The sequence below is a fragment of the Nocardia transvalensis genome (assembly GCF_015477765.1).
GTDB lineage: Bacteria > Actinomycetota > Actinomycetes > Mycobacteriales > Mycobacteriaceae > Nocardia > Nocardia transvalensis_A.
Genome location: NZ_JADLQQ010000007.1, coordinates 361,505 through 385,529, shown reverse-complemented (window position 1 = coordinate 385,529; position 24,025 = coordinate 361,505). Strand labels below are relative to the sequence as shown.

General features: G+C 68.8%; 27 protein-coding genes. 15 read left to right on the top strand and 12 right to left on the bottom strand.

Annotation, left to right across the window (positions count from 1 at the left end; all coding sequences use genetic code 11):
- Positions 1-37: 37 nt before the first annotated feature.
- Positions 38-376, top strand: coding sequence for an STAS domain-containing protein (locus IU452_RS22595; protein ID WP_195111298.1), 339 nt, complete (start codon positions 38-40; stop codon positions 374-376).
- 46 nt (positions 377-422) lie between these two features.
- Here the strand turns inward: IU452_RS22595 and IU452_RS22590 are convergent, their stop codons facing one another.
- On the bottom strand, positions 423-1,460 hold the full coding sequence (locus tag IU452_RS22590; protein ID WP_195111111.1) for an LLM class F420-dependent oxidoreductase: 1,038 nt from the start codon (positions 1,458-1,460) through the stop codon (positions 423-425).
- Positions 1,461-1,623: 163 nt separating this feature from the next.
- Here IU452_RS22590 and IU452_RS22585 point away from each other — a divergent pair, with 163 nt between their 5' ends.
- Complete coding sequence (locus IU452_RS22585; protein WP_195111110.1) at positions 1,624-2,277, top strand: cyclodeaminase/cyclohydrolase family protein; 654 nt, start codon at positions 1,624-1,626, stop codon at positions 2,275-2,277.
- Here IU452_RS22585 and IU452_RS39240 read toward each other — a convergent pair whose 3' ends face one another.
- Positions 2,278-3,507 carry an alpha/beta hydrolase fold domain-containing protein gene (locus tag IU452_RS39240; protein WP_195111109.1) on the bottom strand — a complete coding sequence of 410 codons (1,230 nt, stop codon included), beginning with the start codon at positions 3,505-3,507 and terminating at the stop codon, positions 2,278-2,280.
- Between the two features lie 273 nt (positions 3,508-3,780).
- On the opposite strand from IU452_RS39240, the gene IU452_RS22575 reads away from it, so the two are divergent.
- On the top strand, positions 3,781-4,299 hold the full coding sequence (locus IU452_RS22575; RefSeq protein ID WP_195111108.1) for a L,D-transpeptidase: 519 nt from the start codon (positions 3,781-3,783) through the stop codon (positions 4,297-4,299).
- 1 nt (position 4,300) lies between these two features.
- On the opposite strand, the gene IU452_RS22570 is transcribed toward IU452_RS22575, so the two are convergent.
- Positions 4,301-5,152, bottom strand: a complete 852-nt coding sequence (locus tag IU452_RS22570) for a bifunctional 5,10-methylenetetrahydrofolate dehydrogenase/5,10-methenyltetrahydrofolate cyclohydrolase (RefSeq protein ID WP_195111107.1) — start codon at positions 5,150-5,152, stop codon at positions 4,301-4,303.
- A gap of 292 nt (positions 5,153-5,444) precedes the next feature.
- Between IU452_RS22570 and IU452_RS22565 the strand changes: the two genes are divergently transcribed.
- The 3 genes from IU452_RS22565 to IU452_RS22555 all read left to right on the top strand — a co-directional run bounded on the left by IU452_RS22565 (position 5,445) and on the right by IU452_RS22555 (position 8,644).
- Positions 5,445-6,314 (top strand): YdcF family protein, encoded by an 870-nt coding sequence (locus IU452_RS22565; RefSeq protein WP_324192758.1) that lies wholly within the window; start codon positions 5,445-5,447, stop codon positions 6,312-6,314.
- Between the two features lie 40 nt (positions 6,315-6,354).
- The gene (locus tag IU452_RS22560; RefSeq protein ID WP_324192757.1) at positions 6,355-7,155 is read left to right on the top strand and encodes a putative protein N(5)-glutamine methyltransferase; all 801 of its coding nucleotides are present in this window, start codon (positions 6,355-6,357) and stop codon (positions 7,153-7,155) included.
- Positions 7,156-7,219: 64 nt separating this feature from the next.
- Positions 7,220-8,644: a cytosine permease gene (locus tag IU452_RS22555; protein WP_195111295.1), complete on the top strand. Its 1,425-nt coding sequence runs from the start codon at positions 7,220-7,222 to the stop codon at positions 8,642-8,644.
- Here IU452_RS22555 and IU452_RS22550 read toward each other — a convergent pair.
- From IU452_RS22550 to IU452_RS39235, 3 genes are all read right to left on the bottom strand, one after another.
- Positions 8,641-9,300, bottom strand: a complete 660-nt coding sequence (locus IU452_RS22550) for a TetR/AcrR family transcriptional regulator (protein ID WP_228818523.1) — start codon at positions 9,298-9,300, stop codon at positions 8,641-8,643. The two genes, IU452_RS22555 and IU452_RS22550, sit on opposite strands and share 4 nt — an antisense overlap.
- The gene (locus IU452_RS22545) at positions 9,284-10,429 is read right to left on the bottom strand and encodes an acyl-CoA dehydrogenase family protein (protein WP_195111106.1); all 1,146 of its coding nucleotides are present in this window, start codon (positions 10,427-10,429) and stop codon (positions 9,284-9,286) included. The genes IU452_RS22550 and IU452_RS22545 overlap by 17 nt, the downstream gene beginning before the upstream one ends.
- 92 nt (positions 10,430-10,521) lie before the next feature.
- On the bottom strand, positions 10,522-11,205 hold the full coding sequence (locus IU452_RS39235; protein ID WP_195111105.1) for a TetR/AcrR family transcriptional regulator: 684 nt from the start codon (positions 11,203-11,205) through the stop codon (positions 10,522-10,524).
- Between the two features lie 244 nt (positions 11,206-11,449).
- Here IU452_RS39235 and IU452_RS22535 point away from each other — a divergent pair, with 244 nt between their 5' ends.
- Genes IU452_RS22535 through IU452_RS22525 form a run of 3 tightly spaced genes read left to right on the top strand, consistent with a single transcriptional unit; the run spans position 11,450 to position 14,083 of the window.
- Positions 11,450-12,319, top strand: coding sequence for an alpha/beta fold hydrolase (locus tag IU452_RS22535; RefSeq protein WP_195111104.1), 870 nt, complete (start codon positions 11,450-11,452; stop codon positions 12,317-12,319).
- 31 nt (positions 12,320-12,350) lie between these two features.
- Positions 12,351-12,560, top strand: coding sequence for a hypothetical protein (locus IU452_RS22530; RefSeq protein ID WP_195111103.1), 210 nt, complete (start codon positions 12,351-12,353; stop codon positions 12,558-12,560).
- Complete coding sequence (locus IU452_RS22525; protein WP_195111102.1) at positions 12,557-14,083, top strand: hypothetical protein; 1,527 nt, start codon at positions 12,557-12,559, stop codon at positions 14,081-14,083. Before IU452_RS22530 ends, IU452_RS22525 begins: the two co-directional genes overlap by 4 nt.
- Before the next feature lie 14 nt (positions 14,084-14,097).
- Here IU452_RS22525 and IU452_RS22520 read toward each other — a convergent pair whose 3' ends face one another.
- From IU452_RS22520 to IU452_RS39230, 6 genes are all read right to left on the bottom strand, one after another.
- A complete protein-coding gene (locus IU452_RS22520) occupies positions 14,098-15,426 on the bottom strand; it encodes an amidohydrolase family protein (protein ID WP_195111101.1) in 1,329 nt (442 codons plus the stop codon).
- Between the two features lie 13 nt (positions 15,427-15,439).
- Positions 15,440-15,922 (bottom strand): cation:proton antiporter regulatory subunit, encoded by a 483-nt coding sequence (locus IU452_RS22515; RefSeq protein ID WP_195111100.1) that lies wholly within the window; start codon positions 15,920-15,922, stop codon positions 15,440-15,442.
- 76 nt (positions 15,923-15,998) lie between these two features.
- Positions 15,999-16,481 carry an SRPBCC family protein gene (locus IU452_RS22510; protein ID WP_195111099.1) on the bottom strand — a complete coding sequence of 161 codons (483 nt, stop codon included), beginning with the start codon at positions 16,479-16,481 and terminating at the stop codon, positions 15,999-16,001.
- Positions 16,478-16,810 carry an ArsR/SmtB family transcription factor gene (locus IU452_RS22505; RefSeq protein ID WP_195111098.1) on the bottom strand — a complete coding sequence of 111 codons (333 nt, stop codon included), beginning with the start codon at positions 16,808-16,810 and terminating at the stop codon, positions 16,478-16,480. Before IU452_RS22505 ends, IU452_RS22510 begins: the two co-directional genes overlap by 4 nt.
- Before the next feature lie 49 nt (positions 16,811-16,859).
- Positions 16,860-18,050 carry an MFS transporter gene (locus IU452_RS22500; RefSeq protein ID WP_195111097.1) on the bottom strand — a complete coding sequence of 397 codons (1,191 nt, stop codon included), beginning with the start codon at positions 18,048-18,050 and terminating at the stop codon, positions 16,860-16,862.
- 13 nt (positions 18,051-18,063) lie between these two features.
- A complete protein-coding gene (locus IU452_RS39230; RefSeq protein WP_195111096.1) occupies positions 18,064-18,612 on the bottom strand; it encodes a CGNR zinc finger domain-containing protein in 549 nt (182 codons plus the stop codon).
- Positions 18,613-18,744: 132 nt separating this feature from the next.
- On the opposite strand from IU452_RS39230, the gene IU452_RS22490 reads away from it, so the two are divergent.
- From IU452_RS22490 to IU452_RS22465, 6 genes are all read left to right on the top strand, one after another.
- Positions 18,745-19,293: a GNAT family N-acetyltransferase gene (locus IU452_RS22490; protein WP_228818522.1), complete on the top strand. Its 549-nt coding sequence runs from the start codon at positions 18,745-18,747 to the stop codon at positions 19,291-19,293.
- A 124-nt stretch (positions 19,294-19,417) separates the two neighbouring features.
- Positions 19,418-20,884 carry an SDR family NAD(P)-dependent oxidoreductase gene (locus IU452_RS22485; RefSeq protein ID WP_228818521.1) on the top strand — a complete coding sequence of 489 codons (1,467 nt, stop codon included), beginning with the start codon at positions 19,418-19,420 and terminating at the stop codon, positions 20,882-20,884.
- Positions 20,885-20,925: 41 nt separating this feature from the next.
- Positions 20,926-21,570, top strand: a complete 645-nt coding sequence (locus IU452_RS22480) for an HAD family hydrolase (protein ID WP_195111095.1) — start codon at positions 20,926-20,928, stop codon at positions 21,568-21,570.
- Between the two features lie 104 nt (positions 21,571-21,674).
- Positions 21,675-22,451 carry an O-methyltransferase gene (locus tag IU452_RS22475; RefSeq protein WP_195111094.1) on the top strand — a complete coding sequence of 259 codons (777 nt, stop codon included), beginning with the start codon at positions 21,675-21,677 and terminating at the stop codon, positions 22,449-22,451.
- A gap of 31 nt (positions 22,452-22,482) precedes the next feature.
- Positions 22,483-22,854 (top strand): DUF2784 domain-containing protein, encoded by a 372-nt coding sequence (locus IU452_RS22470; RefSeq protein ID WP_228818595.1) that lies wholly within the window; start codon positions 22,483-22,485, stop codon positions 22,852-22,854.
- Between the two features lie 63 nt (positions 22,855-22,917).
- Positions 22,918-24,021: a glutamate--cysteine ligase gene (locus tag IU452_RS22465; RefSeq protein ID WP_324192756.1), complete on the top strand. Its 1,104-nt coding sequence runs from the start codon at positions 22,918-22,920 to the stop codon at positions 24,019-24,021.
- The last annotated feature ends 4 nt before the right edge of the window (positions 24,022-24,025 follow it).

The following is a 24,025-nucleotide window of genomic DNA, read 5'->3' as shown; positions in this document are numbered from 1 at the left end:
CAACACTTCCGGAGACGCGTATCCCCTCGCCGATGCGATGACCACCTCGGTCTCGGTGCACGACGAAGCGACCGTGCTCACGGTGGCCGGCGAGGTCGACCTGGCGACCGCTCCCGCGCTGGAGAACGCGATCGAGGCGACGCTGGGCGGCAAGCCTGCGGCCCTGATCATCGACCTGTCGCAGGTGACCTTCCTGGCCTCCGCCGGTATGGCCGCCCTCGTGGCGGCCCACCAGCGGGCCGGGGCGTCGACACGGATCGCGGTCGTCGCCGACGGTCCGGCCACCAGCCGTCAGCTCAAGATGACCAATTTGGACCAGGTGTTCGCGCTGTACCCGACCCTCGAGGAGGCCTTGGCCGCGCTGCGCGGCGCCTAGATCCCGGCCGAACAGCACGCCGGGACCGAGGCGACGGGACGGCGAGCTAGATCAATTCCCGCAACTGCTCGACCAGCTTCACTCGCTCGGCCGGGGTCGCGGCCAGCGGCGCCACATTCAGCACCGTGACTCCGGCCTCGCGGAAGGCATCCACCCGTTCCTTCACGAATCCGGCGGGGCCGATCAGCGAGATGTCGCGCGCCAGCTCCTCGGGCACCACCTTGGCGGCCTCGTCCTTCTTCCCGGCCAGGTACAGCTCCTGGATCCGGTCGGCCTCGGCGCCGTAGCCGTATTTGGTGGCCAGGGTGTGATAGAAGTTCTTGCCCTTGGCGCCCATGCCTCCGATGTAGAGCGCCAGGTGGTGCTTGACGAATTCGCGCAGCGGCTCGACGTTGTCGCCGATGGCCGCGAACGGTCCGGCATACACCTCCAGATCACCCAGCGCCGGATCGCGCTTCGCCTTCCCGGCGGCCAGCGCCTCGCCCCACACGTCGGAGGCCTTCTCCGGCAGGAAGAAGATCGGCTGCCAGCCCTCGGCGATCTCGGCAGCCAGTTGCACATTCTTCGGGCCCAGCGCGGCCAGCAGCACCGGAATCCGTTCGCGCACCGGATGATTGATCAGCTTCAGCGGCTTGCCCAGCCCGGTGCCCCGGTCGGCGGGCAGCGGGATCCGATAGTGCTTGCCCTCGAATTCCAGGCGCTCGCGCCGCCACACCTTGCGGCAGATCTCGATGATCTCGCGGGTGCGGCCGATCGGCGCGTCGTAGGGCACGCCGTGGAAGCCCTCGATCACCTGCGGACCGGACGCGCCCAGCCCGAGGATGTAACGGCCGTCGGAGACGTGGTCCAGACCGGCGGCGGTCATCGCGGTCAGGGTGGGCGTGCGGGTGTACAGCTGCAGGATGCCCGAGGCCAGTTGCACGCGCTCGGTCTTGGCGGCCAGATAGCCGAGGGCACTCACCGCGTCGTACGAGTAGGCCTCGGGCACGAAAACGATGTCCACCCCGGCACGTTCCAGGTCGGCGACCTCGGCAGCGACCTCCTTGAAGCCGTCGGTGTAGTTGATGCCCAATCCGATACGCATGGCCCGAACCTACTCACTTTCCCACCGGCCGCGACGGTCGGGGCATGTGATACTCGCTCACTTCCTCACCGGGCGCGACGGTCGGGGCATGTGATACTCGCGGCGCCCGGTACGGTTGTCGGCGGACCACAAGCCGATCATCGCCACGGGAGGGCCCCACAGCATGTCTGCCGACACCGCGTCGTCACCGGAGACCACCTTCGGGGAGTCGACGATCGGACGGTACCTCGACGATCTGGCCGCCAAGATCCCCGCGCCGGGCGGAGGCGCTGTCGCCGCCCTGCATGCCGCGCAGGCCGCCGCGCTGGTGGCGATGGTGGCCCGCTACACCACCCGGGCCAAGGACGCCGACAATCGCCCGGTCGTCGATCGCATCATCGACGCCGCCGACGCCGCCCGTGCACGGTCGCTGGCGCTGGCCGAGGCCGATGCGACCGCCTTCACCGCCGTCGGCACCGCCTACAAACTGCCCAAGTCCACCGACACCGAGGCCGCGGCCCGCGAGCAGGCCATCGCCGCCGCGCTGCTGCAGGCCGCCCGCGTGCCCGCCGCGGTCGTCGCCGAGGCCGACGAAATCCTTTCCCTCGCAGCGGATCTGCTGCCCATCGGCAATCCGAACGTGGTCACCGACATCGGTGCCGCCGCCGATGCCGCCCGCGCCGCGGCCGCGAGCTCGCAGCTCAATATCGCCATCAACGTGGCCTCGCTGAGCGACCACCACGCCGAGGAGTTCGCTCCGGTGCTGCGCCGGATCGAGGAGATCCTCGCGCGCGCCGACGCCCTGCACAACGACGTCGTCGCCGCGATCGCCCGCTGATCACGCGTCGTAGCGCCGCAACCAGTCCAGTACCACGTCGCGGCCGATTTGGGCGCCGGTGTTGAGCACACCGTCGTAGCCGTGATCCAGGAACGGCAGTTCGACATAGCGGTTGACGACCCCGGCCGCGGTCAGCTTGTCGATGAAAGCCCGTGCGCGAGAAGCGAAGACCAGGTGGTCGCCCTTGCCCTGCAACAGCAGCGTGGGCGGTGAGTTCGGGCCGATCTGGGGCGCGGAGTCGGTGGCGGCGTACCGCTCGGGGAACCGCGAGGCCGGGCCGCCGAGATACTCCCGGCCGACGTGCGCGCCCTCGGCGGTGTCGGATTCCGACCCGGTCAGATCGACGGCCGGGTAATCGGCGATCGCTGCCCGCACCTTCGGCAGCTCGGCCGCCGACCCGCAGCTGGGGTGCAGGGTGCCGTTGGCGATCTTGTACGCGACGTTGATGGCGAGATTGCCACCCGCCGAATCGCCGAAGGTGGCCAGCCGGTTCAGATCCCAGTGGTATTCCTGCGCATGCGCCGCCACCCAGGTCAGCGCGCAGCCCACGTCGGCGTCCTGCGTATTCCAGCGCAGCCGATCCGCATTCGACAACCGATAGTCGACATCGACGAACGCGTAACCCCGGTCGGCCAGCCAGCTGTTGTACGGGGTCGGGCCGCGGCTGCCGCCGATGAACCCGCCACCGTGGATCCGCACCACCACCGGCACGGGCCCCGAGGCGTCCGCGGGCAGGTACAGATCGGCCTTCATCTGCTCACCGTCGAGAGTCGCGTAGGTGACCGTCCGATCCGGGCCCCGCCCGGTGGTGATCCCCGGCAGCGCCGGACCGAACAGAATCCAGCGGCCGGTCGCACGATGTGCCGACCATGCGAGTCCGACGGTGGTGATCAGGGCCAGCACCAGCCCCACGGCGGTCACCGCGGTGACCGCCCGGGCCGGGCCGCTGCGCCTGATGCGCAAGGCGAGCACCGCCAGCAGGACCGCCAGCGCGGCGAATATCAGGTTCCACGATCCGGACACGTCCCGGACCCATCCGAGCAGCATGATCAGCGACTGCACCGAGGCCGTGCGCAGCAGCGGCTGCGTCCACGACACCGGCGCGATCGCGAACACCTGCGCGAGCACGACCAGCAATCCGAGCACCGCCGCCACCAGCAGCAGGACGGTACGCCCGGGCGACCACCCCGTGGGGGCGGGCGGCCGCTCGGATTCGGATTGCACTGTCACAGTTCGGCCTCCAAACGATTCGTCCCATCCCCCGCTCGCAGGTCGATGCTACGGGCGGTTTCGCCCGCTGCGGAGTGACGCCGCACACTGCTGCCCGGAACGTCCGGTTATCCCGCGGACAACCGGGTACGCCAATAGCAGAGGCTTCCGGTCGGGAAGTTCAAGGACACTCGGTGTTTCGGTCACGAACCGGGCACATTTCGAGCAATCCGACATCCACTGGGAAGCAAGAATGAAAATCTGATAATTCACACCACCGAAGGGGTGGTAGCCATGCGGAACATGATCAGACATATGTTCCTGGCGTTCGTCATCGCGGCCCTCGCCGCGTTGACGTCCGGCACAGCAGCGGCAGAGCCGATCGCGTCGGCCGGTAATGCCCACTCCGAGTTCCGCGCCGAGGGCGGCACCCGCGCCGAGGCGAATATGTCCGCGCACACCTTCACCGTGTGGGTCCCCGGCCAGCCGCCGCGGGTGATGCCCGCGTCGATGGGTAAGCCGGGTTACGAGACCCCGGTCGGCACCTTCTCCGTCATGGACAAGGAGCGCACGACCATCTTCGACTCGCGCACCATCGGTATCCCGCTCAGCTCACCGGAGGGGTACTACCTGAAAGGTGAGTTCGCCGTGCGGCTGACCTTGGGCGGCGTCTTCGTGCACTCGGCCCCGTGGTCGGTCGGCGACCAGGGCCGCCAGAACGTCAGCCACGGGTGCATCAATCTGGCTCCGGCCGACGCCGAGTGGTACTACAACCACGTCGGCATGGGTGATCCGGTGACCGTGCGCTGGTAAGTCAGGAGCGGGCCGCCTCGGCGGCCTGCACCACGTGCCGCATCAACAGGGCGGTCGTGACGGGCCCGACGCCTCCCGGCACCGGGCTCAGCGCGGCCGCCTTTCCCTGTACCGACTCCGCGTCGACGTCGCCGACGATGCTGCCGTCGGGGCCCTCGTTGGTGCCCACATCGATCAGGACGGCACCCTTGTGGATATGCCGTTCGGTGATCAGGCCCGCACGGCCGGCGGCCGCCACCACGACATCGGCTGCGGAGGTCACCGCGGGCAGATCGGTGGTGCGGGAGTGGCAGACGGTGACGGTGGCGTTCTCGGCCAGCAGGAGCTGCGCCAGCGGCTTACCCACGACATTCGACTGGCCGACGATCGCGACATGCTGTCCGGCCAGCGGGATCCCGTGATGTTTGGCCAGCGCCACCACGGCCTGCGAGGTGGCGGGCGGGAATCCGGGCAGGCCGGTCGCCAGCAGGCCCAGCGAATGCGGGCTCACGCCGTCGACGTCCTTGGCGGCGACGATCGCCGATGCGACGTCGGCCAGCGCGACTCCGGCGGGTAGCGGCGTCTGCAGCATGACCGCGTCGACCGCCGGGTCGGCGCTCAGCTTCGTCAATTCGGTGCGGATCGCCTCGGCGCTGGCCTCGGCGCCGAGATCGACGGTGTCGCAGGAGATCCCGAGTCGCTCGGCCGCGCGCTGCAAGGATTTCACGTACCACCCGCTGGCCGGATCGTCGTTGGCGACCACCAGCACCAGCCGCGGCGCGGTCCCTCCGTCGGTGAGCGCGGCCGCGCGCTGCTTGGTGTCGGCATTGAGGGCGGCGGCAAGCTCCTTGCCGGTCAGCGAAGTCGTATCCACGGACTCACAGCTTATCTGCCGGCTCACCCGGTTCCGCCTGCCGTCCTCCCGACACCCGGATATCGGCACCGACCAGCACGGACCGCGCATCAGCGCATCACCAGCGACATGCATGCACCTCATCGGTCGACGGCGCAACCCCTATCGAAACTCGGGTGATCGGCACAAATCGCACAGCGGGAAATCCTCGCCCGGCGTGCCGGTGGGTCGTATCGTGGAAATGGCCGTCCTCGAGCCACTTGCTGGCAACACGTGCGTGACCCCTGCTCGTTCGGGAAAGGTGTCGACTGCTGTGAAGATCGCAAGGCGTTTCAAATGTCTCGTCGCGGCCTCGTCGGCCGCGCTGGTCCTCGCCGGACCGTTCGCGGCGACCGCCACCGCCGGCGGCCCCATCCCCCTGTACAACTCCGCACAGACCAACTTCCTCAACGGCAACGATTCGGCCGGGCTGGCCGATCTCGCGCAGCTGCTGGCCGTGACCCCCGATGACACGCAGGCGCTGGCCCTGCAGGCCATCTGGTCGGACTACGTGGGTGACGTCATCACCCGCGAGGTGGCGCTGACCCGTCTCGGCGCGGTCAATCCGGGCATGGCCGCGGGCGCCCGAAACGTCCTGGGCGCCATCGCCGCAGCCGTCGGCACCCTCCCCAATCCGCTCCCAGCCCTGGTCGGCCCGCAGACCGGGATCGTGGTGCTCGGCTACGGCCTGCTGCCCGACGGCAGTATGCGACCGGAGCTGGTGGGCAGGCTGACCGCCGCGTGGGTGCAGGCCATTGCCGCGCCGATGTCGCCGATCGTGGTGACGGGCGGTAATCCGCAGAACGGGGTGCCGGAGGCGGCCGCGATGGCGAACTGGCTGACCGGGCACGGCATCCCGGCCTCCCGGGTGCTGGTGGAGGACCGGGCGAACTCGACGGTGCAGAACGCCCTGTTCGGCACGCGCCTGCTGCGCAACGCCGGTGCCGATAGCGCCGTGGTGGTCACCTCGCCGAACCATATCCGCCGCGCGGTCGCCGATTTCATCGTCGCCGGCACCCGGGTGGTGGGCGCGATGACCTCGCTGGATCAGCTGGTCTCCCAGTTGCCGCCACCGAACAAGGCCGCTCAGCGCGGCATCTACCTCGACGCGACCCGGACCTTCCTGCTGCCGGCCGCACGGTAAGCAGGTCGACCGGCGCCGGATCGGTCCGGAGAATGGTCGGGTGATCGCACCCGATATCGACTCCCTGGTGGCGCGCCTGCGCGCGGCCGGATGTGTGTTCGCCGAGGACGAGGCGGCACTGCTGACCGCGGCCGCCGCGTCCCCCGATGAACTGGAAGCGCTGGTGACCCGGCGGGTTTCGGGGGTGCCGCTGGAGCATCTGCTGGGCTGGGCGGAGTTTCGCGGGCTGCGGGTGGCGGTCGCGCCGGGGGTGTTCGTCTCGCGGCGGCGCACGGAGTTCCTGGTCGAACAGGCGCTGGCGCGCGCCGATACCGAGGCGGCGGTGGTGGTCGATCTGTGCTGTGGCTGCGGGGCACTGGGGTTGGCGACGGCCACCGAGCTGGCGGCGGCGGGTGTGCGGGTCGAGGTGGTGGCCAGCGATATCGAACCGGCCGCAGTGGCTTGTGCCGCCAGGAACCTGGCATCGTTCGGCGCCCGAGTGTTCGAGGGCGATCTGTTCACACCGCTGCCCCCCGACCTCGCGGGCCGGGTCACGCTGTTGCTGGCCAACACCCCGTACGTCCCGAGCGCCATGATTGCGCAGATGCCGCCCGAGGCCCGCGATCACGAACCGCACACCGCACTCGACGGCGGCTCCGACGGCCTGGATATCGTCCGCCGCGTGGCGGCCGAGGCACCGCGCTGGCTCGCCCCGGGTGGGCATCTTTTCGTCGAAGCCGGTGCGGCCCAGGCGCCGGTGGCCGCGGCCGTCTTCGCCGAGTGCGGTCTCACGCCGACGATCGCCGAGTCCGAGGACGGTTACGCCACCGTGGTCATCGGAACCCGTTCGGCCGCAGCATAAGCCGCAGCACGATCTGCCCGGAAAACCCGCTGGCAAGCCGGTCTCGGCTGCTTCGATGGACGCCATGAACGACGGCGGCCGCGAAGTGGTCCTCATTCCCGAACGTCGCACCATCGACGTCATCCCCGACGACGAGCGGCACGGCCAACCGCGCCACCAGTTCACCCTCTGGTGCGGTGCCAATATGCAGATCACCGCGATCGTCGACGGCGCGCTCGCGGTCGTCTTCGGCGCGGACGCGGTGTGGGCGATCCTGGGCACACTGATCGGCAATCTGGTCGGCGGGGTGGTGATGGCGCTGCATTCCGCGCAGGGCCCGCGGCTCGGGTTGCCGCAGATGATCTCCAGCCGGGCACAATTCGGGGTCCGGGGCGCGGTGGTGCCGCTGGTGCTGGTGATCCTGATGTATCTCGGGTTCGCCGCCACCGGCACGGTGCTGGCCGGTCAGGCGATCGGCAAGCTCGCCGGTATCGACGACCCGGCCGTCGGCATAGTCGTCTTCGGGGCGCTCACCGCCGTGGTCGCCGTGGTCGGGTATCGGCTGATCCATGTGGTCGGGCGGATCGCCACCGTGGTCGGCATCATCGGGTTCACCTACCTGGCGGTGCGATTGTTCACCCACTACGACGTCGGTGCGCAACTGGGCGGGCACGGATTCGAGGCGGCGACCTTCCTGCTGGCGGTGTCGCTCGGCGCGAGCTGGCAGCTGACCTATGGGCCGTACGTCGCGGACTACTCCCGCTACCTGCCCCGCACCACCGGCGCCCGAGCCACCTTCTGGTGCACCTTCGCCGGAACCGTGCTGGGCTCGCAGTGGTCGATGACCTTCGGCGCGCTGGTGGCCGCTTGCGCCGGAACGGCTTTCACCCGCGACCAGGTCGGATTCCTCGGCACCCTCGCCGGGCCAGCCGCCATGGCCGTGCTGATCTACCTGGTGATCGTGGTCGGCAAGCTGACCGTCAACGTCCTCAACGCCTACGGCGGCTTCATGTCGATGCTGACCACGGTCACCGCATTCGACCGGCGCACGACCATCTCCCGTCCCGCCCGCATCCTCTACATCCTGGCGTTCACCACCGTCTCGGTCCTCATCGCCCTGGCCGCCAGCGCGGATTTCCTGAACAACTTCAAGAACTTCGTCCTCGTGCTGCTGATGGTCTTCACCCCGTGGAGCACCATCAACCTGCTCGACTACTACCTGATCTCCCGCGAACGCATCGACATCCCCGCCCTCTACGATCCCACCGCCCGCTACGGCTCCTGGAACCTCCCGGCGCTGGGCTGCTATGCGCTCGGCGTCGCCGCCCAGATCCCGTTCCTGGCCCAGCAGCTCTACACCGGCCCCATCACCGAACTGCTCGGCGGCGCGGACATCTCGTGGATCGTCGGCATCCTCGTCACAGCCGCGCTCTACTACCCCGTGGCCCGTCGCACCGCGCGCCCACCCGCGCAGATGATCTACCCCGGCGAGGTGCAGGTTGCCATCTAGGCTCCCCGTTCGACCTTGGGGAAGGACTTGGTGACCAGGGTCAGGAGCATGTCGGCGAGCAGGTGGTGGACCTGGTCGCGGGTGAGGGAACCGCGGGTGATCCATTCTCGGCCTGCGGCTTTGACCAGGCCGCCGTAGGCGCGCACGAGGGCGCGCAGTTCGGCGCTGTGCTTGGAGCCGCTCAGGCCGACCATCTGCAGCAGGCGGTCGGCGGCGGCATCGTCGGCCTCGTCGAGGATGCGCTGGACCTCCGGGTCGTCGCCGATGCCCTCGTGGCCGGTCACCTTCACCCACGTGCTGCCGTGTTCGCCGATGGTGTTCAGCAACCACGACACGCTGGCGTCGACCCGCTCGCGGGTGGTGCCGGTGGGCACGACCATGTGGTCGGGCCGCGGCAGGGTCACCATCCGGCGCACGACGGCCAGATACAGGTCGCGCTTGTTGCCGAAGTAGTGGTTGATCAGCCCGCGCGCCACACCGGCACGCTGGGCCAGCTCGGCGGTGGACACGGCAGCGTACGGGCGTTCGCCGAACATCTCGATCGCACACTCCAGAATCTGGGCGCGCCGTTCGTCCGGCTCCAGCCGTCGCCGCCGCGCCGACGGGTCGGCATCGACGGCGACGGCACGCGCGGGGATATCAGAGTGAGCGGGCAATGAGATCCTTCATCACCTCGTTGGCGCCGGCCAGGATGCGCAGCACCCGAGCGCCCGTGTACAGCTGGGAGATCGGGTATTCCGTCATATAGCCGTAGCCACCGAACAGTTGCAGACAGCGATCCACCACGATACCCAACTGGTCGGTCAGCCAGTACTTCGCCATGGCCGCCGTCGGAATGTCGAGTTCGCCGCGCAGGTGTTTGACGATCGCATCATCGAGGAAGGTCCGGCTCACCCGCGCGAGGGTGGCGCACTCGGCCAGCTCGAACCGGGTGTTCTGCATCGCGAACAGCGGCTTGCCGAATGCCTCGCGGCCCTTGGTGTAGTCGACGGTGAGGTCGACGGCCTTCTCCATCATGGCCACCGCCATGATCGCGGTGACCAGGCGTTCCTGCGCGAGCAGCTGCATCATCTGATAGAAGCCCTGCCCCTCGGCGGCACCGAGCAGATTCTGCGCGGGCACCCGCAGACCGTCGAAGAACAGCTCGGCGGTGTCCTGGGCCTTGCCGCCGATCTTGGACAGGATGCGGCCCCGCTTGAATCCGGGCGTGTCGTCGCTGACCTCGGCGAAGATCAGCGAGACACCCGCCGCGCCCTTGGTCGGATCGGTCTTGGCGGCGATGACGATGCCGTCGCACAGCCAGCCGTTGGAGATGAAGATCTTCGAGCCGGTGATCACGTACTCGTCGCCCTCGCGCACCGCGCGGGTCTTGATGTTCTGCAGATCCGATCCCGTGCCCGGCTCGGTCATGCCGATCGACAGCACCATCTCGCCGCTGGCCGCCTTGGGCAGCACGCGGCGCTTGAGCTCCTCGGAACCGAACTCGTGCAGGTAGGGCGCGATGATCGAGGAGTGCACCGGCATGCCCAGCGCACCGTCACCGAGATAGGACTGTTCCTCGATGATGGCCGCCTCGTGCGCGAACGTGCCTCCGCCGCCGCCGTATTCGGTGGGCACCGCCGCACACAGCAGCCCTAGTTCCCCGGCCCGGTTGTACAGTTCGCGGTCGGGATGGCCCTGCGCGACGAACTTCTCCTCGTGCGGGATCACCTCTTTCTCGAAGAAGGTCCTCGCCAGCTCCCGTACGGCCTCGACCTCGTCGTCACTCCACGCCCGCCGCACCATCGTTGCATCCTTCGTCTCGTGCCCACCGGCCCATACCGGCCCTCGTGCGGACCAGAGTGGCAGCACTATTGGCGCGATGTCAACAATATCCGTCAGTCCGTGCCATGTGCCTGGTTGACCTCGGCCAATGTGGTGAAGATCGGCGTCTCGGCGTCGGCGGCGATGCCACGGCGGCGCAGGAATCCGTCGATCAGCCCCCACACCAGTTCGGTGGCCTGATCGACGAATTGCTCGGCGGACGGTTCGGGGGCGTCCTCGAGCCACAGATCGGTAATGGCCACGACCGCGCCCACGACCGCGCGCGACAGATAGTCGATGCCGTCGGTGTCCAGGGGTACCGCCTCGGCGATCGCGCGGGCCAGTTTGGTGAATCGCCGTGCGGCATCGCGCCCCAGATCGAACTGCAGCACCGCACCGTCGGTGCTCTGCACCACCGGCGCCTGGGCCAGGAATCGGAAGACGTTGGGGTGCTGCAGAATTCCCTCGGCGTAGCGGGCGAACACCCGTTGCAGCGCCACCCGGGGCGGCTGCAGCATCAGCGTCATATCCTCGCCGGTGGCGGCAAAGGCGTTGCGCGACACCCGATCGGCGATCTCGGTGTACAGATCGGCCTTGTCGGCGAACTGCCGGTACAGCCGCGGTTTGGTGATACCGGCCTCGCGGGCGATGTCGTCCATGCTCGGACGCGGGCCGTCGCGGTCGATCACCCGGATGGCCGCGTCGACGATTTCCTCACGGGTGATCCGGGGAACGGATCTGCTGCTGGCACGGGACACGGTGGCTCGACTCCGAATGCGGTGAGTGCTCTACCTCCGGAGCATACACGTACCAGCGGTACGGTTCATGTCCGCACTCCGGAGGCCGGGACGAAGGCGAACTTTAGGCGTCGCTTCACTGTGATCCACTCCACAGTGGTTCCATTCGGCCGGGCATTGATTCCGCCGGTTCGTACTGCCAGTATCGGTCATCGTACTGGCGGTACGAATTGGTGCGGCACGACCGCACCCCGAGGTGAACGAGATGACTCAGCTGCCCGACGACACTGTCACCCGCCCACGGCGCCGCATCGTGCGCGGCGCCGGCCTCGAGCTGGCCGTCTACGAGCGTGGCATCCCCGATGCCGACACGCTGGTCCTGGTGCACGGCATCACCGACACCCACCGTGTCTGGGACGAGGTCGCGCGCATGCTCGCCGATGGTTTCCGCGTGGTCACCTATGACGTTCGCGGCCACGGCCGCTCCGCCGCCCCCGGGCGGACGGACGGCTACCGGCTCACTCGTCTGGCCGACGACCTCTACGCCGTCATCGACGCGGTCTCCCCCGACCGGCCCGTGCACCTGGCCGGTCACGGGTGGGGCGCGATCCAGGTGTGGGAGGCGATCTACGACGGCCGCGCCAACACCCGGATCGCCTCGGCCACCGCGCTCGGCGCACCGAGCCTCGACCATCTCGGAATGTCGCTGCGGCAACCCCGATTTCCGCACACCCGGTGGTGGAAGCTGCCCGGTCTGGGCTGGCTGGTACTCGGGCGCCGCCTACTGCGCTGGCCTCGGCTGCGGGCCCGGCCGATCCCGCTGACCCGCACCTGGCCCGCCGATCTCGCCGCCGGTGGCCGCATCGTCGCCGCCAATCTCGTTCATCACCTGCGCAATCCGCGCGAGCGCCGCACCGCGGTGCCCGTGCAGCTGATCGTCGACCGCGCCGACGCCGCGGCCGTCCCGGCGGTCGATGCACACGTGCGGCGCGGCGTGGACCGGCTGTGGTGCTACCGGCTACCCGCCGATCACTGGCTGCCGATCACCGAACCGCTGCTGGTGGTGGAGGCGATCGCCAATTTCATCGACGATCTGCGCGCGGACAACAGCCCGATCGAATACTCGTCCCGCTGATCGCACGCACCAAATATCTGGAGGCCCACCGATGTCCGCCGAAGTGCTCGCCCGCACGCTCGGAGCTGCGCTCCCGCCGGAGTTCGCCACGCTGTCCGACGCCGAACTCGCCGAACTCGATCGCCTGCTGCGCGCCGCGCAGGCGCGGCGGTCGAACAACCTTGCCGGGGCGATCGATTCGTCGATGGACTTCATCCCCCGGCTGATGCGCCCGGCCGTGAAGAAGGCGTTGGGCCTGTGACGGATCGCCTGCTCGCCCGCGCCGAAACCACCAAACTCGCACGCCTGCTGGGCATCCCCGACTCCGACGCCCTGGACTTCCTGACCCACCTGCCGCCGGAGTCGATCCGGTCGTTCCGCGACCGCGCCACCGACCTGCTGTTCGACGCCGATGCCGCGAAGCTCAAACGCGTCGCCGCCGCAACGAAACTGGTGCCCACACCCATCGCCGCCAAGGCCGCCGAGCGCGCCTTCGGGCCCGCCCTGTGCGCGGCGGTGGCCGCGTCGGTGGAACCGGCCCGCGCCGTCGATATCGCCAAGGCCCTGCCCGCGCCGTTCCTGGCGGAGGCCACCATTGCGCTCGATCCGCGCCGCACCGCCGCCATCATTCCCAAGGTGCCCACGCGCATGGTGGTCGAGGTGGCTCGCCAACTGCTCTCGCGGGGTGAGCATGTGACGATGGGCCGCTTCGTGGGTGTGGTGCCGGAGGAGATGATGCGGGCCGCGGCCGCGGTTATGGACGAGGCCGACCTGCTGCGCGTCGGGTATCTGCTCGAGGACAAATCGAGTATGGATTCGCTGCTCGAGATCGTCGCCGACCGGCTGCCGGGCATCGTCCGCGCCGCCCACGAGCAGAATATGTGGGCCGAGGGCATCGACCTGCTGGCGACGGTGAATCCGGCCAACCGGGCCCGCATCGGCGATCTGAGCGCACAACTGGGCGGTGAGGTCCTCGACAGTCTCGTGCAGGCCGTGCACGAACTCGACGCCTGGGCCACGCTGCTGCCGGTCACCGGGGCCATGAGCCACGACAGCCTCGCCGTCTTCGCCCAGCGTCGGGCCGTGCACACCGAGCCGGTGCTGTCCGCGGTCATGGATGTCGCGCTCGAGCAGGGCCTGTGGCTGGATCTGCTGCCGCTGGCGACGCATCTGCCCGACGGGCCGCTGGCGTTCGTGGCAGACCGCGTCGCCGGCAAGCCCGACGACGAACTCTCCGAACTGATCCGCGAGGCCGACGCCGCGGGACGCTGGGACGCCCTGATCCCGATCGCCCTGGCCATGACCGACGCCGATCGCCGCCGGATGGCCGGACTGCCGGTGATGGCCGATCCGGCGGTGCTGCGCAAGATCATCGAGACCGCCGCCGAATACGAACTCTGGCCGGATGTGCTCCCCTTGGTCGACGCGCTCCCCGACCCGGCCAAGCCCATCATCGCGTCCTGCCTCGGCGACCTCACCCGCGAGCATCTGCTCGCGGCCGTCCTCGCCGCCACCCGCAGCGACAACATCCCCGTACTCGTCGACGTCGCCCTGGCCCAAGACGAGGCGGGCCGCACCCGCGTCCTCGAAATCATCGACGGCATGGACGATCTCGACGACTTCCTCGCGGCCCTGACCGCCGACATCCCCGAGGTGGTCTGGGACGCTTTCGTCCACGTCCGCGACGAGATCCCCGCCGCCCTGCGCGATCGCCTGGCCGACCGGGCCCGCCAGCTGTCCCGAAACACCTACGCCGACCGTCTCGCCGCCCTGGTCGGCCCCTAGCTCCTCGGGCGGCTTCAGCCGTTGTCGACGACCGTTCGACCTTCGCGCAGAACGGAATCCACCTTGCGCAGAGCGGTGATGTCGGACAGGGGGTCGCCCGTGACAATGAGGAGGTCGGCGATTCGGCCGGGCTCGATCACACCGATCGTGTCGGTGTGTAGTGCGGCGGCGGGGGTGACGGTGGCGGCGATGATCGCCTCGCGTGGCGTGAGACCGGCCGCGACGAGGAGTTCGAGTTCGCGAATCAAGCCGTCACCGGCGTAGACGCCCGGCATTCCGGCGTCGCTGCCCGCGATGATCCGGCCGCCCGCGGCGCGGAATTCACCGAGCCGGGCACGGATCGCGGCCTTGGTCTCCGGCGTGAAGACCGGGTCGGTGACGGCCAGCGTCGGAGCGAGCGTGATCCCGCGCTGAACCAGCACCGCGGGTGTGCCCTCCGGCCAGCCGTCGAGCACCCCGCGCGGCTCCAGGTGGTCCAGGCCATCGATTCCGGCGGCGAGCAGGTCGGCCAGATCTTCGCGAGTTCCCCAGTGCGCGAAGACCTTCGTGCCGTGCCGGTGCGCCTCGTCGATGATCGCGGCGAGGATATCCGGCCGGATCGGTTCCAGCACTTTACGTTCCGGGTTTCCGCGTTCCTGGACGACCTTGATCAGGTCGACCGGGTCGTCGCCGGTGACCAGCGTGCGCACCATCTCGCGGGCCTGTTCCGGACGGTCGGGAACGCGCACGGAATCCGACTTCGCCTCGACGCCGAACGTCGCGATCGGATGCCCGCCCGGCGTGGTGAACAGCGGCCCGGCGATGAGCAACCGCGGGCCCTCCAGCTCGCCCTCGGCGATCCGGCGCCGGAAGTCGTGCACCCAGCCGTTCTCGTCGCCCATGCTGCGCACGGTCGTCACGCCGTGGCGCAGGAAGTTCTTCCGTTTGCCGGGGTGGAAGCGATACCAGTCGGCGATGACCCCCGGCATGTCCCAGAATCCGACCTCCTCGCCGCGCGCTCGCTGCGGCGCGGACAGGTGCACATGAGAGTCGATCAGGCCCGGCAGCACCGTTCGGCCGGACAGATCGCGCCGCTGGGCATCCGGTGGCACCGCGATCTCCCGCCCGACGGCGACGATGACACCGTTTTCGATCAGGAGGGTCGCCCCCGGAATCGGCGTCAGTTCGGGACCGGCGAGAACGGTGGCATTGATCAGGGCGAGTCGGCCGGTCTGTCGCGGTCCGGCCTTGTACAGGGTGAACCGGTAGAACGCGTAGCCCGCCGCGATCGAGATCACCAGCGCCGCAAGCAGAAACGCCAGCGGGTACAGCACCCAGCGCCGAAGCCTGCGTCGTGTTGCCATCACACCGTCGGCATCAGCCGTCGGTCAGGATCTTGCCCGCGGCTTCCAGCCCCTCGGTCGTTCCCACGATGACCAGTAGATCACCGGCGGTGAGCGTGAAATCGGGCCCCGGCGACGGGTGCACGTGGCCCGCGCGCATCACCGCGACGATGGATGCCTTGGTGCGCGTGCGCATTTCGGTCTCGCCCAGCTCGCGTCCGTCATAGGGCGAGCCCCGCAGGACCGGGAACTGCCGGGTGTTCACCCCCTCCAGATCGCGATGGTCGGCGCGCAACTGCGCGACCAGTTGCGGTGCGCCCAGCAGATTCGCCAGCGCCGCCGCCTCCTCCGCGGTCAGGGGTAGTTGGTCGGTGACATCGGGGTTGTCGGCCTTGCCCACGATCAGGTCGATCGTGCCGTCGCGGCGATCGATGACGCCGATCCGGCGACGACCGCTCTTGATCGAGAAGTCCTTCCGCACGCCGATACCCGGCAGGGGCGTCACCTCAACGTTCACCCCACCAGCCTAGCTTCGCGCCGGCCCGGGAGCGCCGGTCGGTGACGCGGCACCGACCGGCACGTATACCCGCTGCTCAGGAGCTCGCGGCAAGCAAGGCGTCGAGGGCGCGGTAGCTTTCGTTGAGGCCCGATTCCATCCCGGACTGCAGCATGCCGTCGCGTTCGGCCGGGGTGTGGAACTGACTGTCGGTCACCACCTTCGTGCGTCCGTCACCGAGATCGACGAAGGTGGTGGTGTCGATGGCGACATGGGCGGGCATGCCGTCCCATTCGAAGGACTGCACGATGCGCTCGCGCGGGGTGACCTCGCGGAAGCGGCCCTCGAAGCCGTGGGTCTCGCCGTCGGAGTGTTCGACGAAGCGGTAGTGCCCGCCCTTGCGGAACTCCCAGCGTTCGACGTCGAGCTGGTTGCCGCGGCCCCACCACTGCACCAGCTGTTCGATGCGGGCATAGGCGTCCCATACCCGCTCGAGCGGCGCGTTGAAGATGCGCTCGATGTGGATCTCACGGTCGGTGGGGGTGGTGACGACGGCGTCGGTCGTGGTGTCGGTGCTCATGGTTCTTTGTCCGTTCGCTCGAGAAACTGTCCGAGACGGTCCATGCGGGCTTCCAGCATGTGCCGGTAGTCGCGGATCCACGCCGCTTCCCGGTCGAGGCGATTGTCACCGAGTCGGCAGTACCGCACGCGGCCGCGTTTCTCGGTGGCGACCATGCCGGCGGCCTCCAGCAGCTGGATGTGCTTCTTCATGCCGGTGAGGGTCATCTCGAAGCGGTCGGCCAGCTCGCTGACGGTCGCGGGTCCTCGGCCGAGCCACTCCAGAATCCCGCGGCGGGTGGGATCCGAGAGTGCCGCGAACGAGGCGTCGAGGAAGTCATGCTGAACCATCTGGTTCAGTATTGCGTCCGGGGCCGCACAGGTCAATGGGCAATCGGTATCAGACGACGAGGCACGCGGAGCGAAGCCTGAGCAGGCGCCACATCGCCGCGATACCGGCCAGCGGGCCGACGGCGAGAACCGCGAACGCCCAGCGCCAACCGACGAGCTGTTCGGCGGCGGGCACGAGCCAGATGGTGGCACCGGTCAGCAGGAAGCCGCAGGCCATCTGGAGGGTGAGCGCGGTGCCGACGACCGTTTGATCGGCCAATTCCGTGACCAGAGCGGAGAATTGGACGGAATCTCCGACCACGGTGTAGCCCCACACCAGCCCGACGGTGATCAGCAGCCACAGCGGGGCGTTCATCAGCAGGCCGATGCCTGCGGCGCAGGCGGCGGAGAGCGCCATCATGACGATGGCGGTGCGTTCGCGGCCGAAGCGGTCGCCGAGCACACCGCCGGTGTAGTTGGCCAGCCCGCCGACGACGAAGACGGCGAATGTCACGTATGCCGCCGCCAGGGAATCGGTGCTGCCGTGCGCTGTCAGGGCGGCGGTGAAGAACAACAGGAACCACGTCCACATGGCGTACAGCTCCCACATGTGGCAGAAGTAGCCGATGACGGCCAGGCGGGTGCCCGGGTCGCGCAGGATCCGCGGGGCCTGACGCAGATCGAATCGCGGTGCCGGGAAGGGGTAGGGGCCTTCCCGCACGAGACGTAGCGTCAGCACACCGCCGACGAGGGTGAGCACCGAGGTGGCGATGATGACGGTGCGCCAGTCGAGTCCGCCGAGACCGTTGACCAGATGCGGCACACCGGAACTCACGGCCAGGGCGCCGACGAGCAGGCCCATGGCGGCGCCGCGGCGTTCCCGGAACCAGGTCGGGACGAGTTTCAGTGCGGGCGGATAGATTCCGGCGATACAGAACCCGGTGGCGAAGCGAGCCAGACTCCCGGTGAACGCCGAATGGGTGATCAGGAGGGCCAGATTCGCACCGGCCGCCCCGACCGATCCGAGGAAGATCAACCGCACGGGCGCAATGAGATCGGAGACGACGAAGGCCGCCGACAGCACCGCACCCGCCACGAAACCCCACTGCACCGCGATCGTCAACCACGCCGCCGCATCCGGCGTCAGCCGCCACTCCTGTCGAACCTGGGGGATGACGGCGCTCGCGGAGAACCAGGTCGACTTCATCAGCAGCAGTGCTGCGGCGAGAACGAACAGGGTGCGGCGGGCGGAGGTCTGCATGGTGGCCCACCGATCAGGTTCTCGCGCGTCGCGCCCGGAACGCCGCGACCGTGCTGCGGTTGAGACATGTCTTGGAACAGAACTGCCGTCGCGGCCCGCGGGCGATATCGGCATAGACCCGGTCGCAGCCTTCCGCTGCGCACACGCCCAGCCGCGCGGATCCCAAGTCGCACACCACGAATGCGAGTCCCATGAGCGTGTTGGCCCGTACCCGGTCGACCAGGCCCGCGCCCGGCCGCCCGTAGTGCAGGTGGGGGCCGAGTCCGTGGTCGGAGATGTGCGGCTGGATCGCCACCTCGGCCATCAGCTCGTTGAGCGCATCGACCACCCGGCCCTCGGCCCCGGCGAAGACCGGGCGCAGCCGCCGCGCCCACTCGCGCAACTGTCCGGCCTGCCGCGGGGTCAGCGGCTCCGGAACCAGAAAGTTGAATCCACTCAACAGCTTTCGCAGCAACTCGGCCGAGTCGTCGCCGTCGGCCGTGACCGCGTTGATCAGCGCCACGGCAGCACCGACACCGTCGTTGCGGTAGCCGGTGATCTCCTCCGAACCCGATCTGGCCACCATGCCAGGGTAATTCAATTAGTCCATCAATGTCATTACACCGCGCATTTTGCCCCCCAGCCATACGTCCACCACATCGGCGGTGGCCGAATTCCGTTGCACTCCTGAAGATATGGCGGCCAGAATCGCCGAATGGAAACCAGACCGGCCGCGGCGCTGCCACCGGGGGTCGCCCCTCCGACCGAGGTAGACCTGGGCGATCTATTGATGCGCCAGTGGCGACCAGAGGATCTCGTCCCCCGCTTCGAGGCGATATCCGCCTCCTACGACCACCTCAGCCCGTGGACCCACGATTTCGACGAGTTCGCATCCCTCGACGGGCAGCGCGCATTCGGCGAGAAGGCCGCCGAGTGGCCCGGTCCCGACGGCGCCTTCCGGTACGGCATCTTCGACGCCGGGGGCGCGGTCCTCGGCGGCATGACCGTGGTCGACCGACTCGGCCCCGGCGCCCTCGAACTCGGCTACTGGTGCGTCGCCACCCACGCCGGCCGCGGCGTGGTCACCCGCTGCACGGCCGAGCTGACCCGCATCGGCTTGGAACTCCCGGGCATCGACCGCATCGAAATCCACTGCGACGCAGCCAACACCCGCAGCGCCGCAGTCCCCCAGCGCCTCGGCTACCACCTCGTCCGCACGGTCCCGGCCGAGAAACACGCCCAGCAGAAACCGGCCGCGACATGATCTGGGTGAAGTCCGGGACCTGAGCCTCCGCCCGGGGAGGACGGGCCGTGTGCGGGGCCACACCCGAGGCGATGGGACAATGGGCAGGTCAAAGACCCCGCACGAAGGATTGCACCACACGACGATGGCCGATCACGACTCGACGATGACCGCCGCGACGGCGCTGGAGCCGGTTATCGATCCGGATGAGCTGGCCGTTTGTTTGCGGGTGCTCGAGCAGGCGGGGCAGTTGGACAAGGATCATCCGGATTCGGTGGTGGTTCAGCGCGCTGTTGGGCATATGTTCAAGAAGCTCAAGAAGCGGCGACGGGTCGAGGCGCGCGATGCAGTCTCCGCGGCCGATCGGGCCGTTGTCGCGGCCACGGCCACCGGGTCGCCGAATCGGATCGATGACGAGACCGCGGGTATTCCGTTGTCCTCCACTACGTCCGGGGCCATTGCCGGTGAGCTCGCGCGGCCGCGTCCCTGCTACATCTGCAAGCAGCGCTACACCCGGGTCGACGCCTTCTATCACCAGTTGTGCCCGGACTGCGCCGCCAAGAGCCACGCCAAACGCGATGCGCGCACCGATCTGACCGGCCGCCGGGCGCTGCTCACCGGCGGGCGCGCGAAGATCGGCATGTACATCGCGCTGCGGTTGCTGCGAGACGGGGCCCACCTGACCATCACCACCCGCTTCCCCAACGACGCGATCCGCCGCTTCAAGGCCCAGCCCGACAGCGCCGACTGGATTCACCGGCTCCGCATCATCGGTATCGACCTGCGCGATCCGGCGCAGGTCGTGGCCCTCGCCGACGATGTCGCCGCGCACGGCCCGCTGGATATCCTCATCAACAACGCGGCCCAGACCGTGCGCCGCTCCCCCGGCGCCTACAGCGCCCTCGTGGAGGCCGAGAACGGGCCGCTGCCCGCAGGCGAACTGCCCGACACGATCAGCTTCGGCAAAACCATGCAGGCCCATCCCGCGGCGATCACCGCCTCGCTCACGCCGTCGCTGTCCGGCGCCGACATCACCGACCTGGCTCTGGTCGCGGGATCGGCCACGCCCGAACGCATTTCGCGCGGTGTCGCCATCGACGCCGGTGGCCTGGTCCCGGATCTGGCGCACACCAACAGCTGGGTGCAGACCGTCGGCGAGGTCGACGCCACCGAACTGCTCGAGGTGCAGTTGTGCAATTCGGTGGCCCCGTTCGTCCTCATCTCTCGCCTGCGTCCGGCGCTGGCCGCCTCCCCGGCTCGGCGCAAGTACGTCGTCAACGTGTCGGCCATGGAGGGGGTGTTCGGACGCGGCTACAAAGGTCCGGGCCATCCGCACACCAATATGGCCAAGGCCGCGCTGAACATGCTCACCCGCACCAGCGCCCAGGAGATGTTCGAATCCGACCGCATCCTCATGACCGCCGTCGACACCGGCTGGATCACCGACGAACGCCCGCACTACACCAAGCTCCGCCTCGCCGAGGAGGGCTTCCACGCCCCGCTGGATCTCGTCGACGGCGCCGCCCGCGTCTATGACCCGATCGTGCGCGGCGAGAACGGCGTCGACCTGTTCGGCTGCTTCCTCAAGGATTACGAGCCGTTCAACTGGTAATCAGGATGCGCGCTAGGCGATTTCGCCCGTAGGCTGCCGCAGTGATCCAAGCAGTGGTATTCGACGTCGGCGAGACGCTGGTGGACGAGACGCGCCGGTTCGAGCAGTGGGCCGACCGGATCGGGGTCCCGCGACTGACCTTCATGGGCACGCTCGGCGGCGTGATCGCAGCCGGGCGGGATTACTCCGAGGTCTTCCAGATCTTCCGCCCCGGATTCGACCTCGCCCGCGAGTCACCGCTGCTCGATGCCGCGATGGGCGCGGCCATCACCGAACAGGACCTGTATCCCGATGTGCGACAGGCGCTGTCGGCGTTGCGGGAGCTGGGCGTGTGGGTCGGCATCGTCGGCAATCAGCCCGCCCGCACCACCGGATTGCTGCGCGATCTGGATCTGCCTACCGACTACATCTCGACCTCCGCGGATTGGGGTGCGCGCAAACCGGATCCGGAATTCTTCGATAAGGTCGCCGCGACCGCGCCGTGCGCGCGTGAGCATATTCTGTACGTGGGCGACCGGGTCGATAACGACGTCGTCCCCAGCACGGCGGCCGGACTGCGCGCGGCCTTCCTGCTGCGCGGCCCGTGGGCCTTCATCCACCGCGACTCCCCCGGCGCCGACCACGCCGACTGGCGAATCAGCGGACTGGACGAACTGCCCGCCCTCGTGGCCGCCGAGAACGCTTGACCCGCAACCCCACCCGCGGAACACCCCATCACCCCAGGAATCTCGGCATTCGCCGGCACCGCCTCTCCGCGCATAATCAGTAGAACCCCGGCACTGGAGGACATATGAGCGGCACGGGCATCAGTGCGAAGTTGCGAGATCGGGTGCCGTTCGCGCGGTGGTCCTGGGTCCGGCTCGGACTGGGGCTGCCGACCTTCCAACGCACCGGACAGGTCGGCGACGGCCGCGAGGCCGTGCTGCGCGATCACGTCCTGGCCCACGCCACCGCAGGCGATCCGGACGACGTCCTGGCCACCATCGACGATTTCGCCCGCAACCGGTGCATGCTGGTCACCATCGGCGACGAGAAGGGCCTGATCCTCGATGCCGCGGTCCGCAGTGCCCAACCGCGGCTGCTGCTGGAGCTGGGCACCTACTGCGGGTACAGCGCCGTGCGGATGGGTCGGCTGCTGCGGCCCGGGGCGCGGCTGGTATCGGTCGAGTTCAGCGCGGCCAATGCCGAGATCGCCCGCTCGATCCTCGACCATGCCGGGCTGGGCAAGCAGGTCAACGTCGTGGTGGGCCGCATCGGCGACGGCGGCGCCACGCTGCGCCGGCTGGCCATCGACCACGGATTCGGTTTCGGCGCCTTGGATTTCGTCTTCCTGGATCATATGAAGACCTCCTATCTGCCGGACCTGCGCACCCTGCTCGCCGCCGGGTGGCTGCATCCGGGCACGGTCGTGGTCGCCGACAATATGCGCCTGCCCGGCGCGCCCGACTACCTGCGCTATATGCGCGAGAACGAGGGCCACAGCTGGCACACCACCGACCATCCCGCCCACGTCGAATACCAGTCGCTGCTGAAGGATCTGGTACTCGAGTCGCAGTATCTGGGCTGACCACCCCGCGGCGAATACGCTGATGAGTGTGATGTACCGGCTGTTGGCGGACGCCACCGCGGGTGTGCACTTCCTGTTCCTCGCCTACCTGGTGGTCGGTGGATTTCTGGCGTGGCGATGGCGGTGGACCCTCTGGACCCATTTCGCCACGGTCTGTTGGGGTTTCAGCACGGTGCTGGTCGGCTGGGACTGCCCGCTGACCCATCTGGAGAACTGGGCACGGGGCCGGGCCGGTGCGGCCGGGCTGCCGTCGAGCGGATTCATCGACCACTACCTCACCGGTGTGCTGTATCCGAGCGACGCCCTGGAGCTGGTGCGGATGCTCGTGGTGCTGGCGGTCGCGGTGTCCTGGCTCGGTTACTGGCGGATATCCCGGCGCAACGGCTATCTCACGACCTCGTAACAGCACAGGTCAGCAGGTGTGAATGCGAGGTCACGGGCCGGTGCCGACGGGTAGCCTGCGAGAGTGGAGATCGACCCGCCGACGGTCGGGGTAGAGGAGGAGTTCCTCCTCGTGGATCCCGGCACGGCTGTACCCGCGCCGATGAATGTCGAGGTGGCGCACACGGCCACCGACGTCGGTCTCGAGCTGGGCCTGGAGCTGTCGCGCTGCCAGATAGAAACGCGCACCCGCGTGCACACCGACTCGGCGAAACTCCTGCGCGAGCTGCGCGACCTGCGCCGCACCAGCGCCGCCTGCGCGGAGAAGAACGGGACCCGGATGCTGGCGGCCGCACTGCCGCCGACCGTTCCCGTGCCCCTGTCGGTCACCGACACCCCGCGGTATCGCCGCATCGCCGACGGTTTCGGTGTGCTCGCGCAGGAACAGGGGTTGTGCGGCTGCCATGTGCACGTCGGGGTGCCCGACCGCGCGGTAGCCGTCGAGGTGAGCAACTTCCTGCGTGCGCGGCTGCCGCTGTTTCTGGCCCTCACCGCGAATTCCGCGATCTACCGCGGCGCCGACACCGGCTTCGCCAGCTGGCGCAACATCCAGTGGCGGCGCTGGCCCAGCGCCGGTCCGCCACCGCATTTCACCTCCGTCGACCATTACGACACGCTGGTGCAGACGATGCTGTCCAGCGGCGTCATCCTCGATCCGGCCATGGTGTACTGGGATATCCGCCCCTCGCACACCTACCCGACGGTGGAGATCCGCATCAGCGACGTCCCGGCTACCGCCGATGAGACGATCCTGCTGGCCACACTGATCCGGGCCGCGGTGATGACCGCGCGCACGGCGTCGGCCGACGGACCCGCCGCACCACCGGTCGCCCCGGAATTACTGCACGCGGCCTACTGGCGGGCGGCGCATACGGGCGTGAGCGGAAATCTGCTCGACCCCACCGACGGCCGGATCGCTCCCGCCCGAACCCTGTTCGTCGAATTCGTCGACGATATCGGCCCGGCTCTGGACCGGCTCGGCGATCATCGGCTCGTCATCGACTCGCTGGCAACGATATTCGCCCGCGGCAATGGCGCGGTGCGCCAGCGCTGCAGCTTCGGCCGCCGCCAACGCGCCGAAGACGTGGTCTCCGCACTGGCCGAAGCCACTGTCGAGAACTGCCAGTAACCGA

Bases quoted from the DNA above. Each gene is read 5' to 3' on its own strand.
- IU452_RS22595 (WP_195111298.1), top strand. From the start codon at position 38: ATGACCACCTCGGTCTCGGTGCACGACGAAGCGACCGTGCTCACGGTG.
- IU452_RS22590 (WP_195111111.1), bottom strand. From the start codon at position 1,460: ATGCGTATCGGATTGGGCATCAACTACACCGACGGCTTCAAGGAGGTC.
- IU452_RS22585 (WP_195111110.1), top strand. From the start codon at position 1,624: ATGTCTGCCGACACCGCGTCGTCACCGGAGACCACCTTCGGGGAGTCG.
- IU452_RS22575 (WP_195111108.1), top strand. From the start codon at position 3,781: ATGCGGAACATGATCAGACATATGTTCCTGGCGTTCGTCATCGCGGCC.
- IU452_RS22555 (WP_195111295.1), top strand. From the start codon at position 7,220: ATGAACGACGGCGGCCGCGAAGTGGTCCTCATTCCCGAACGTCGCACC.
- IU452_RS22545 (WP_195111106.1), bottom strand. From the start codon at position 10,429: ATGGTGCGGCGGGCGTGGAGTGACGACGAGGTCGAGGCCGTACGGGAG.
- IU452_RS22535 (WP_195111104.1), top strand. From the start codon at position 11,450: ATGACTCAGCTGCCCGACGACACTGTCACCCGCCCACGGCGCCGCATC.
- IU452_RS22530 (WP_195111103.1), top strand. From the start codon at position 12,351: ATGTCCGCCGAAGTGCTCGCCCGCACGCTCGGAGCTGCGCTCCCGCCG.
- IU452_RS22520 (WP_195111101.1), bottom strand. From the start codon at position 15,426: ATGGCAACACGACGCAGGCTTCGGCGCTGGGTGCTGTACCCGCTGGCG.
- IU452_RS22510 (WP_195111099.1), bottom strand. From the start codon at position 16,481: ATGAGCACCGACACCACGACCGACGCCGTCGTCACCACCCCCACCGAC.
- IU452_RS22505 (WP_195111098.1), bottom strand. From the start codon at position 16,810: ATGGTTCAGCATGACTTCCTCGACGCCTCGTTCGCGGCACTCTCGGAT.
- IU452_RS22500 (WP_195111097.1), bottom strand. From the start codon at position 18,050: ATGCAGACCTCCGCCCGCCGCACCCTGTTCGTTCTCGCCGCAGCACTG.
- IU452_RS22490 (WP_228818522.1), top strand. From the start codon at position 18,745: ATGGAAACCAGACCGGCCGCGGCGCTGCCACCGGGGGTCGCCCCTCCG.
- IU452_RS22485 (WP_228818521.1), top strand. From the start codon at position 19,418: ATGGCCGATCACGACTCGACGATGACCGCCGCGACGGCGCTGGAGCCG.
- IU452_RS22475 (WP_195111094.1), top strand. From the start codon at position 21,675: ATGAGCGGCACGGGCATCAGTGCGAAGTTGCGAGATCGGGTGCCGTTC.
- IU452_RS22470 (WP_228818595.1), top strand. From the start codon at position 22,483: ATGTACCGGCTGTTGGCGGACGCCACCGCGGGTGTGCACTTCCTGTTC.